Raw genomic sequence first — 10924 nt, 5'->3', positions numbered from 1 at the left:
CGGATGTGCGCCCAGACTGGGCGCATGAACCCAGCACAGGCAGACGCCTATCTCCGCCGCCTCGGAGCCACTCGGCCGCAGCGCCCCACCGCCGAGGCCCTGCGCGAGCTGCACCTGCGTCATCTGCGGACCGTCCCCTTCGAGAACCTGTCGATCCACCTCGGCGAGGAGATCGTGCTGGAGGAGAAGCGGCTGCTGGACAAGGTGGTCGAGGGACGGCGGGGCGGCTTCTGCTACGAACTCAACGGCGCGTTCGGGGCGTTGCTCGCCGCCCTCGGCTACGAGGTGCGCCTGCTCGCCGGGCGGGTGCACGGGGACGAGGGCCGGCTCGGCATCCCGTACGACCATCTCGCGCTGCGGGTGCGGACGGCGGACGGGGGTGACTGGCTCGCCGACGTCGGGTTCGGGGCGCACAGCCACTGGCCGCTGGCGTTCGCGGAACGCGGGGAGCAGACGGACCCCGGCGGGGTGTTCCGGGTGGTGGAGGCCGGTCCGGACCCCGCCGGAGCGCTCGGGGGCGGGGACGGCACGGCCGGGAGCGCGGACCTGGACGTCGTACGGGACGGCAAGCCGCAGTACCGGCTGGAGACGCGGCCGCGCCTGCTCGGGGACTTCGCGGCCGGCGCCTGGTGGCACAGCACCTCGCCGCAGTCGCACTTCACCCGCTCCCTGGTGTGTTCGCGGGTGACGGAGGAAGGAGGGCGGATCACTCTCAGCGGCCGGGCGCTGACGACGACGGCCCCCGACGGGCGGAAGGAGACACGGGAACTGGGCACGGACGAGGAGGTGCTGTCGGTGTACCGGGAGCGGTTCGGGATCGGGCTGTCCGCTGTGCCGACCGTGCGCGACCGGAACCGGAACGGCTGAGGGGCCGGCCGCCGGCGGTGTGTGCGCACCGGGCGGCGGCCCGCGCCCAGCCCCTGCCCCAGCCTGTGTTCCCGGAGTCCGACCTGGCGGTTCGGACTCCACCGGGTGCCGGAGAATGGGGCCGTGAGCGAAGTGAGACACGTGCTGGTGCTGCCCGACCGCGATGCCGCCGAGGAGGCGGCCGAGGCGCTCGGGGCGCGCTTCGGCGTCGACGAGGAGCCCCGGCTCGTACGGGACGCCCTGGCCGGGGAGGACGACGCGGAGGACGCCCAGTGGCTGCTGGTCCTGCACGACGAGGCGGCGAGCCTGGACCCCGCCGAGCTGGACGCGTTCGCGGGGGAGTGGGACGGCTGGCGCGAGGAGCCGTGACCCGGAGGCGGACTCCGGGTGCGGTCGGAGACCGGTCAGGGTGCGGGACCGGTTCGCTGTCAGTGCCTCATGGGATGCTTTAGGCGATGGCCAGGAAGACTGCGAATGACGACCCTCTCGCCCCGGTGACCCTTGCCGTGGGCCAGGAGGACCTCCTGCTCGACCGTGCCGTGCGGGAGGTGGTGGCCGCCGCCAGGGCCGCCGACGCCGACACGGACGTACGGGACCTGACTCCGGACCAGTTGCAGCCCGGCACGCTCGCCGAGCTGACGAGCCCCTCGCTCTTCGCCGAGCGCAAGGTCGTGGTCGTACGCAACGCGCAGGATCTCTCGGCCGACACGATCAAGGACGTGAAGGCGTACCTCGGGTCGCCCGCGGAGGAGATCACCCTCGTGCTGCTGCATGCGGGCGGCGCGAAGGGCAAGGGGCTGCTGGACGCCGCGCGCAAGGCGGGGGCGCGGGAGGTGGCCTGTCCGAAGATGACCAAGCCGGCGGACCGGCTTGCGTTCGTGAGAGGGGAGTTCCGGGGGTTCGGGCGGTCGGCCACGCCCGAGGCGTGCCAGGCTCTGGTCGACGCGATCGGCAGTGACCTGCGCGAGCTGGCCTCGGCGGCGGCGCAGCTCGTCGCCGACGTCGAGGGGACGATCGACGAGGCCGTCGTCGGCCGGTACTACACCGGGCGGGCCGAGGCGTCCAGCTTCACGGTCGCCGACCGGGCGGTGGAGGGCCGCACGGCGGAGGCGCTGGAGGCGCTGCGCTGGTCGCTGGCCACCGGGGTGGCGCCAGTGATGATCACCAGCGCGCTGGCCCAGGGCGTGCGGGCGATCGGGAAGCTGTCGTCGGCGCGCGGCGGCCGGCCCGCCGACCTGGCCCGTGAGCTGGGGATGCCGCCGTGGAAGATCGACCGGGTGCGCCAGCAGATGCGGGGCTGGACGCCGGACGGGGTGGCCGTGGCGCTGCGGGCGGTCGCCGAGGCCGACGCCGGGGTGAAGGGCGGCGGCGACGACCCCGAGTACGCCCTGGAGAAGGCGGTCGTGACCATCGCCAGGGCCGCGCGGTCCAGAGGGCGGGGCTGAGCCGCCAGGCGGGAGCGGTGATCCAGTCGCCCCGCACCCGTCGGCGAGGAGAATCGGATCTGTCAGCCGAACATCGCCGACGCGTGGAAAGGTGGCGATCGCCATGGCTGAACACCCGCATGCGACCCTCGTCCGCAAGGCGTACGACGCCTTTCTCCGCGTCGACATGGCCGCCCTGCGCGGGCTGATGACGGCGGACGTGACGCATCACGTGCCCGGCAGCCACCCGACGTCGGGTGACTTCAAGGGACAGGACGCGGTCATCGGCAGGTACGAGCGGATCTTCCAGGAGACCGGTGGCAGCTTCCGTGCCGACCTGCGCAGTGTGTTCGTCGACGGCCGGGGGCACGCCGTTGCCCTGCACCACATCACTGCGGAGCGCGAGGGCAGGCGCTACCACGAGGACGGGTGCCTGGTCTTCCGGATCGTCGGGGACAAGATCACCGACATCGACCAGTGCGTACCGGACATCGACAAGGACGACCGCTTCTGGTCGTGAAGCGCTCGCGGCCGTGACGCACGGACCGGGGGCGGCCATGCCGAAGGCCCCGTCGTCCGCCCTGGGGAAGGGAGGGCGCCGGGGCCTGCGGATCAAGCTGCTGGATCCGCGCCCGCGTGGCGAACGCAGGCCGCGCACGGATCCGGGGGTGCCGGTCGGGAGCGGATGAGAGAGGGCCCGCTCTGAGTCCTTCCGGCGGTCAGATCAGAAGGAGGTTTCAGCCCTTGAGGGTCACGACCTTGGAAGCAAGCGCCGACTTCTTGTTGGCGGCCTGGTTCTTGTGGATGACGCCCTTCGAGACGGCCTTGTCGAGCGCACGCGCGGCAGCGCGCTGCAGCTCGGTGGCCTTCTCGACGTCACCCGCGGCAGCGGCCTCACGGGCCTTGCGGATCGCGGTCTTCAGGGAGGACTTGACGGCCTTGTTGCGCAGCCGAGCCTTCTCGTTGGTCTTGATCCGCTTGATCTGGGACTTGATGTTCGCCACGAAGGAGCCTTTTCAGGTTCTGGTGCGGGCCGCTCGGGTCCCGTACCGGTGATCCAAAAATTTTCTGTCGCGCCTCGCGCTGAGAGGGCATGAGGCACAGCCATCTACAGTACCAGTGGCCCTGCGAGCGGCCCAAAACGGTCCCCGGTCCCTCCGCGTGGGACCATGGAGACTACGTATCGATCCGACCCGAGGCATAAGGCGCCTCAAGAGACAGGACCCTGCGTGCCCGCGACCCCTAACCATGTGCCCGAGCCGAGCCGTACCGCCCCGGCTCTGATCCGCAATTTCTGCATCATCGCGCACATCGACCACGGCAAGTCCACACTCGCCGACCGGATGCTCCAGCTGACCGGTGTGGTCGAGCAGCGGCAGATGCGTGCTCAGTACCTCGACCGGATGGACATCGAGCGCGAGCGCGGCATCACGATCAAGTCCCAGGCGGTGCGTCTGCCCTGGGCCCCGACCGAGGGCCCCGACCAGGGCACGACCCACATCCTCAACATGATCGACACCCCGGGGCACGTCGACTTCACGTATGAGGTCTCGCGGTCGCTGGCCGCCTGCGAGGGGACCGTCCTCCTCGTCGACGCCGCTCAGGGCATCGAGGCGCAGACCCTCGCCAACCTGTACCTGGCGATGGAGAACGACCTCACGATCATCCCCGTACTGAACAAGATCGACCTGCCGGCCGCGCAGCCGGAGAAGTTCGCCGAGGAGCTGGCGAATCTGGTCGGCTGCGACCCGGCGGACGTGCTCAAGGTCTCCGCGAAGACGGGTCTCGGGGTCGACGCGCTGCTGGACAAGGTCGTCAAGGAGATCCCGGCGCCGGTCGGGGTCGCCGACGCCCCCGCCCGCGCGATGATCTTCGACTCGGTCTACGACTCCTACCGCGGTGTCGTGACGTACGTCCGTGTCATCGACGGCCAGCTCAACAAGCGTGAGCGCATCAGGATGATGTCGACCGGCGCCACCCACGAGCTGCTGGAGATCGGCGTCAACTCGCCCGAGATGCTCCCGGCCGACGGCCTCGGCGTCGGCGAGGTGGGCTACCTCATCACCGGCGTGAAGGACGTCCGGCAGTCCAAGGTCGGTGACACCGTCACCAGCCAGGCCAAGGGCGCCACGGAGGCGCTCGGCGGCTACAAGGACCCGAAGCCCATGGTCTTCTCGGGTCTTTATCCGCTCGACGGCTCCGACTACCCCGAGCTGCGCGAGGCCCTGGACAAGCTGCAGCTCAACGACGCCGCGCTGGTCTACGAGCCGGAGACCTCCGCCGCCCTCGGCTTCGGTTTCCGGGTCGGCTTCCTCGGCCTGCTGCACCTGGACGTGATCCGGGAGCGGCTCGAGCGCGAGTTCGGCCTCGACCTGATCGCCACCGCGCCCAACGTGGTCTACCGCGTGGTCATGGAGGACGCCAGGGAGCACGTCGTCACCAACCCGAGCGAGTTCCCCGAGGGGAAGATCGCCGAGGTGTACGAGCCGGTCGTGCGCGCCACCATCCTGGCGCCCACCGAGTTCATCGGTTCGATCATGGAGCTGTGCCAGACCCGGCGCGGCACCCTGCTCGGCATGGACTACCTCTCCGAGGACCGGGTCGAGATCCGCTACACCCTCCCGCTCGCGGAGATCGTCTTCGACTTCTTCGACCAGCTGAAGTCCAAGACGCGCGGCTACGCGTCCCTGGACTACGAGCCCACCGGCGAGCAGACCTCCAGCCTGGTCAAGGTCGACATCCTGCTGCACGGCGACAAGGTGGACGCCTTCTCGGCGATCACCCACAAGGACGCCGCGTACGCGTACGGGGTGCGGCTCGTCGCCAAGCTGCGCGAGCTGATCCCGCGGCAGGCGTTCGAGGTGCCCATCCAGGCCGCCATCGGCTCCCGGGTGATCGCCCGCGAGACCATCCGGGCCATCCGCAAGGACGTCCTCGCCAAGTGCTACGGCGGTGACATCTCCCGTAAGCGGAAGCTGCTGGAGAAGCAGAAGGAAGGCAAGAAGCGGATGAAGATGGTGGGTTCCGTGGAGGTTCCGCAGGAGGCCTTCATCGCGGTTCTCTCCAGTGATGACAGCGCGGGGTCGGCCAAGGGCAAGAAGTAACCAGAGGTAACAACGGGTTACGTCCGTAAACCGGGCATGTGGGGGCTCGTCGTGCGAAAGTGCGGCGGGCCCCTACGCGTGCGTAGCGTCGCTCTGAGTGGAAAGTGACAGGCCGATGCCCCTTACGCAGCGGCCGGTCGCGCCTTACTCTGATCCCTGCTCGATAGTTACTCGCGAGTTAAACAACAAGCGCGAACCCCACCGTGAGTTAACCCAGCCGCACCGAGTCAGCCGCGCAGTCGCGGGCCCCCGGAGGATGTCGTGAGCGACACACAGACCCTGATCGAGAACCGTCCGCCGTCCGTGGCGGCCCTCTTCCTGGAGCGCGTCGCGGCCACACCGGACGCCGAGGCCTACCGATACCCGGTGCCGCCGGCCTCGGGCCAGGGCCCCGACGACTGGAAGTCGCTGAGCTGGGGTGAGGCGTCGCAGCGGGTGCACGCGATCGCGGCCGGCCTCATCGAGCTGGGCCTCCAGCCGGAGCAGCGGGTGGCGCTCGCCTCCTCCACCCGCGTGGAGTGGATCATCGCCGACCTCGGCATCATGTGCGCGGGCGGCGCCACCACGACCGTCTACCCGCAGACCAACGCCGACGAGTCGGCGTTCATCCTCTCCGACTCCGAGAGCCGGGTGCTGATCGCCGAGGACGCGGCCCAGGTCGCCAAGGCGCTGGAGAAGCGCGCCGAACTGCCCGCACTGACCAAGGTCGTCGTCGTCGACCCGGCCGGTGTCGAGACGAGCGACTGGGTGACCACCCTCACCGACCTGGAGCAGCGCGGCGCCGCCTACCTGGAGAAGCACCCCGAGCTGATCAAGGAGCGGGTCGGCGCGATCACCAGGGACCAGCTCGCCACCCTGATCTACACCTCCGGCACCACCGGCCGCCCCAAGGGCGTGCGCCTGCCGCACGACAACTGGGCGTACATGGCCAAGGCCATCGCCGCGACCGGCCTGGTCAGCGGCGATGACGTGCAGTACCTGTGGCTGCCGCTCGCCCACGTCTTCGGCAAGGTGCTCACCTCGGGTCAGATCGAGGTCGGCCACGTCACCGCCGTCGACGGCCGCGTCGACAAGATCATCGAAAACCTTCCGGTGGTGCAGCCGACGTACATGGCGGCCGTGCCGCGCATCTTCGAGAAGGTCTACAACGGCGTCGCGGCCAAGGCCCGCGATGGCGGCGCGGCCAAGTACAAGATCTTCCAGTGGGCCGCCGAAGTCGCCCGCGAGTACGCCAAGGTCTCGCAGGACAACTTCCGCCGCACCGGCGCCCACGCCGTGCCGTTCGGCCTCGGCGCCAAGCACAAGGTGGCCGACGCCCTCGTCTACTCCAAGCTCCGTGAAGCCTTCGGCGGCCGGCTGCGCGCCTGTGTCTCCGGCGCCTCCGCGCTCTCCCCCGAGATCGGCTACTTCTTCGCCGGCGCCGGCATCCACATCCTGGAGGGCTACGGCCTCACCGAGACCTCCGCGGCCTCCTTCGTCAACCCCGGCGAGGCCTACCGCACCGGCACCGTCGGCAAGCCGCTGCCCGGCTGCGAGGTGCGCATCGCAGACGACGGCGAGATCCTGCTGCGCGGCCCCGGCATCATGGACGGCTACCACCAGCAGCCGGAGAAGACCGCCGAGGTGCTGGAGTCCGACGGCTGGTTCCACACCGGCGACATCGGCGAGCTGTCGCCCGACGGCTACCTGCGCATCACCGACCGCAAGAAGGACCTCATCAAGACCTCCGGCGGCAAGTACGTCGCCCCCGCCGAGGTCGAGGGCCAGTTCAAGGCCGTGTGCCCCTACGTCTCCAACATCCTGGTGCACGGCGCCGACCGGAACTACTGCACCGCCCTCATCGCCCTCGACGAGATCACGATCCTGCAGTGGGCCAAGGAAAACGGCCTGGACGGCAAGTCCTACGCCGAGGTCGTCGCCGCCCCGCAGACCGTCGAGATGGTCGACGGCTATGTCAAGCAGCTCAACGAGGGCCTGCAGCGCTGGCAGACCATCAAGAAGTTCCGGCTGCTGCCGCGCGACCTCGACGTGGAGCACGGCGAGATCACGCCGAGCCTGAAGCTGAAGCGGCCGGTGGTCGAGCGGGAGTACAAGCACCTGATCGACGACATGTACGCCGGTACGCGGGAGGCGTGAGGCAACCGCCCGGCCCCGGAGGGAGCCCCGGAAGGAATTGCCCTTCCGGGGCCGCTTTCCGACCGTGTTCGAGCAAACCCCTAGCACAGTTCTCACGGGTGGCTGTCCACTTCGGTAACTCAACGCTTAGGCGTGAGTTCTTTCTGTCACCCTGGCCGCATGGACATGGCGGCCATACCGACGCAGCGGGAGACGGGCTCCCGGGCCTGTGACGCGCCCGCGTCCCACGGCGCGGGCCCGCGCGCCCGGGGCCGGGCCGCCCTGCCCTGCGGTCCCCTCGCGCCGGGCTCCGCCCGTGCCCTGCTGCGCGCCGCGTTCGCCGAGTGGGCCGAGCAGGGGCTCACCGGGCCCGAGGGGTTCGGCCGGCTGGCCGACGACGCCATGGCCGTCGTCAGCGAACTCGTGACCAATGCCGTCGTGCACGCGGGCACCGAGGTGGAGGTCGACTGGCGCCTGGAGCAGGAGGGCGCGTTCGTCGTCGAGGTGTGCGACCACCACCCGACGCGCGCCCCGCGCGACCCCGCTGGCGCCGAGGCGCCGTACGACATGCTCGAGCACGGGCGCGGCCTGCGTCTGGTCGCCACGCTCGCCGAGTCCTGGGGCGTCACCTACCGCACCGGCGCCAAGACCGTGTGGGCGCGGCTGCCCGCCGGCGGGAAGGAGCACCCGGAGGGGCCCGCCCCGGAGCACACCCTCGAGGCCGCCGAGGCCCTCGCCCCGCAGCCGCGGCGCCCCGGGGACGGCCGGGACTGGCTCGGCCGGGGCGCGCTGTCCTTCCTCGCCGAGGCCTCCGACCTGCTCGCAGGTCAGCTGGACGAGAACCTGGTCACGGCCCTCACCGGCCAGCTGCTCGTGCCCCGGCTCGCCGACTGGTGCGCGGTGTGGCTGGAGGACGAGGCGACGATACGTGGCGGCGACGGCAGTGCTCCCGCCCGCGTCTGGCACACCAGCGAGAACCGCGTCGAGGAGCTGTCCCGCGCCCTGGAGAAGGAACCGCCCTGCCCGCGGGACGGGATGGACGTCCCCCCGTTCGAGCGAAGCCGGGAGTGGGGGAGGTCCGGCCCCGAGCCGTACCCCTGGCCCGGTGACGCGCTCGGCCCGCAGGGCGCCCGCGGCACGGCGCTGGCGTACCGGCTGATCGCGGGCGGACGCCCGCTGGGCACGCTGGTGATCGGGCGCTGCGGGCTGCTCGGCTTTCCCGACGAGGTCACCGGTCTGGTCGAGGACCTCGGCCGCCGGGTGGCCCTCGCCATCGGCGCGGCCCGCCAGTACGCCCGGCAGGCCACCATCAGCGCCGTCCTGCAGCGCGGCCTGCTGCCCGGCGCGGTCGCGGAGATCCCCGGCATGAGCAGCGCGCTCGTCTACGAACCCTGCGACAAGGGCGGCCCGAGCGGCGACTTCTACGACCTGTTCCCGGCGGGCGACGGCCGCTGGTGCTTCGCGATCGGCGACGTGCAGGGCAAGGGCCCCGAGGCCGCGGTCGTGATCGGGCTCGCCCGCCCCTGGCTGCGCCTGCTGGCGCGCGAGGGCTACCGGGTCGCCGACGTCCTCGACCGGCTCAACCAGCTCCTCCTGGACGACGCCACCGAGGCCGCCGACGCGGCGGCCCGCGCGCTGGTCGCCGCCGGCGGCCGGCCGGTGGTCGCCGGTGACGGCCCGCAGACCCGCTTCCTCTCCCTCCTCTACGGCGAGCTGACCCCGCACGACGGCGGTGTCCGCTGCACCCTGGCCTCCGCCGGGCACCCGCTGCCGCTGGTCCTCGGCCCCGACGGCCAGGTGCGTACGGCGGCCCGCCCGCAGACCCTGCTCGGCGTGGTCGAGGACGAGACCTACACCAGTGAGACCATCGAGCTGCGGCCCGGCGACAGCCTGCTGTGCGTCACCGACGGGGTGACCGAGCGCCGCTCCGGCTCGCGCCAGTTCGACGACGGCGACGGGCTCGCCCGCGCCCTGTCCGGCTGTGCGGGCCTGAGCGCCGAACTGATCGCGGAAAGGATCCGCCACCTGGTGCACGACTTCGGCGGCGGTCTCCCCGAGGACGACCTGGCGTTGCTGGTGCTCCAGGCCGAGTGACCGTCGTCGCGGGCGGCGAGTGCGGGACGGACGAGTGCGGGACGACGAGTACGGGACAATGGGAGACATGCCTTCCGCACTTCCCGACGGCGATCCCGTCCCCGACGACGGCGCGCTGCCCGCCGGCGCGCTCGCCGGGGCCGTCGACCGACCCCTCGGGTTCTACCTGCACGTCCCCTACTGCGCGACCCGCTGCGGCTACTGCGACTTCAACACGTACACCGCGACCGAGCTGCGCGGCACGGGAGGAGTGCTGGCGTCCCGGGACAACTACGCGGACACCCTGATCGACGAGATCCGGCTGGCCCGCAAGGTGCTCGGCGACGACCCGCGGGAGATCCGTACGGTCTTCGTCGGCGGCGGGACCCCGACGCTGCTGGCCGCGGGCGACCTGGCACGGATGCTGGGCGCGATCCGCGACGAGTTCGGTCTGGCGCCGGACGCGGAGATCACGACGGAGGCGAACCCGGAGTCGGTCGACCCCGCGTACCTGGCCACCCTCCGGGAGGGCGGCTTCAACCGCGTCTCCTTCGGCATGCAGAGCGCGAAGCAGCACGTGCTGAGGATCCTGGACCGCACGCACACCCCGGGCCGTCCCGAGGCCTGCGTGGCCGAGGCCAGGGCGGCCGGCTTCGAGCACGTCAACCTCGACCTGATCTACGGCACGCCCGGCGAGTCCGACGACGACTGGCGGGCGTCCCTGGACGCGGCGATCGGTGCGGGCCCGGACCACGTCAGCGCGTACGCCCTGATCGTCGAGGAGGGCACCCAGCTCGCCCGCCGGATCCGTCGCGGCGAGGTCCCGATGACGGACGACGACGTGCACGCCGACCGCTACCTGATCGCCGAGGAGACGCTGTCGGCCGCGGGCTTCGACTGGTACGAGGTCTCCAACTGGGCCACCTCCGAGTCCGGGCGCTGCCTGCACAACGAGCTGTACTGGCGGGGCGCGGACTGGTGGGGCGCCGGCCCCGGGGCACACAGCCACGTGGGCGGGGTGCGCTGGTGGAACGTCAAGCATCCGGGCGCGTACGCGGCGGCCCTCGCCTCCGGCCGCTCACCGGGCGCGGGCCGGGAGCTGCTGTCCGACGAGGACCGGCGGGTGGAACGGATCCTCCTGGAACTGCGGCTGCGGGAGGGCGTACCGCTGTCCCTGCTGAAGGACGAAGGGCTCGCGGCCTCCCGGCGGGCGCTGGCGGACGGGCTGCTGCAGGAAGGTCCGTACGCGCGGGGCCGGGGCGTCCTCAGCCTGCGCGGGCGGCTGCTGGCGGACGCGGTGGTCAGGGACCTGGTCGACTGATCGGCGGCCCGGCTACAGTT

Annotated in this window: 9 protein-coding genes; 8 read left to right on the top strand and 1 reads right to left on the bottom strand. The window is 71.4% G+C overall.

Going from position 1 to position 10924, the window contains the following annotated elements; genetic code table 11:
* The first annotated feature begins 24 nt into the window (after positions 1-24).
* From AC07CM_RS04355 to AC07CM_RS04340, 4 genes are all read left to right on the top strand, one after another.
* Complete coding sequence (locus AC07CM_RS04355; protein WP_478874809.1) at positions 25-867, top strand: arylamine N-acetyltransferase family protein; 843 nt, start codon at positions 25-27, stop codon at positions 865-867.
* A 123-nt stretch (positions 868-990) separates the two neighbouring features.
* On the top strand, positions 991-1236 hold the full coding sequence (locus AC07CM_RS04350; RefSeq protein WP_478874808.1) for a hypothetical protein: 246 nt from the start codon (positions 991-993) through the stop codon (positions 1234-1236).
* Between the two features lie 86 nt (positions 1237-1322).
* A complete protein-coding gene (gene holA / locus AC07CM_RS04345) occupies positions 1323-2312 on the top strand; it encodes a DNA polymerase III subunit delta (RefSeq protein ID WP_478874807.1) in 990 nt (329 codons plus the stop codon).
* A 103-nt stretch (positions 2313-2415) separates the two neighbouring features.
* Positions 2416-2811, top strand: coding sequence for a nuclear transport factor 2 family protein (locus AC07CM_RS04340; protein ID WP_478874806.1), 396 nt, complete (start codon positions 2416-2418; stop codon positions 2809-2811).
* A gap of 217 nt (positions 2812-3028) precedes the next feature.
* Here the strand turns inward: AC07CM_RS04340 and rpsT are convergent, their stop codons facing one another.
* Positions 3029-3295, bottom strand: coding sequence for a 30S ribosomal protein S20 (gene rpsT, locus AC07CM_RS04335; RefSeq protein ID WP_478874805.1), 267 nt, complete (start codon positions 3293-3295; stop codon positions 3029-3031).
* A 225-nt stretch (positions 3296-3520) separates the two neighbouring features.
* Here rpsT and lepA point away from each other — a divergent pair, with 225 nt between their 5' ends.
* From lepA to hemW, 4 genes are all read left to right on the top strand, one after another.
* On the top strand, positions 3521-5395 hold the full coding sequence (lepA, locus tag AC07CM_RS04330; RefSeq protein ID WP_478874804.1) for a translation elongation factor 4: 1875 nt from the start codon (positions 3521-3523) through the stop codon (positions 5393-5395).
* Positions 5396-5656: 261 nt separating this feature from the next.
* A complete protein-coding gene (locus tag AC07CM_RS04325) occupies positions 5657-7531 on the top strand; it encodes an AMP-dependent synthetase/ligase (RefSeq protein WP_478874803.1) in 1875 nt (624 codons plus the stop codon).
* 165 nt (positions 7532-7696) lie between these two features.
* Positions 7697-9604, top strand: coding sequence for a SpoIIE family protein phosphatase (locus tag AC07CM_RS04320; RefSeq protein ID WP_478874900.1), 1908 nt, complete (start codon positions 7697-7699; stop codon positions 9602-9604).
* Between the two features lie 67 nt (positions 9605-9671).
* Positions 9672-10904 carry a radical SAM family heme chaperone HemW gene (gene hemW, locus AC07CM_RS04315; protein ID WP_478874802.1) on the top strand — a complete coding sequence of 411 codons (1233 nt, stop codon included), beginning with the start codon at positions 9672-9674 and terminating at the stop codon, positions 10902-10904.
* Positions 10905-10924: the final 20 nt, after the last annotated feature.

It is taken from the genome of Streptomyces sp. NPDC044061 (genome assembly GCF_056434305.1).
The sequence above is the reverse complement of the archived record's forward strand: the minus strand, read 5'-3'. Positions and strand labels throughout refer to the sequence as shown.

What these genes read in the sequence shown, in the direction of transcription:
- AC07CM_RS04320 (WP_478874900.1), top strand. Translation starts at nt 7,697, where the DNA reads ATGGCGGCCATACCGACGCAGCGGGAGACGGGCTCCCGGGCCTGTGAC.
- AC07CM_RS04355 (WP_478874809.1), top strand. Translation starts at nt 25, where the DNA reads ATGAACCCAGCACAGGCAGACGCCTATCTCCGCCGCCTCGGAGCCACT.
- hemW (WP_478874802.1), top strand. Translation starts at nt 9,672, where the DNA reads ATGCCTTCCGCACTTCCCGACGGCGATCCCGTCCCCGACGACGGCGCG.
- holA (WP_478874807.1), top strand. Translation starts at nt 1,323, where the DNA reads ATGGCCAGGAAGACTGCGAATGACGACCCTCTCGCCCCGGTGACCCTT.
- AC07CM_RS04340 (WP_478874806.1), top strand. Translation starts at nt 2,416, where the DNA reads ATGGCTGAACACCCGCATGCGACCCTCGTCCGCAAGGCGTACGACGCC.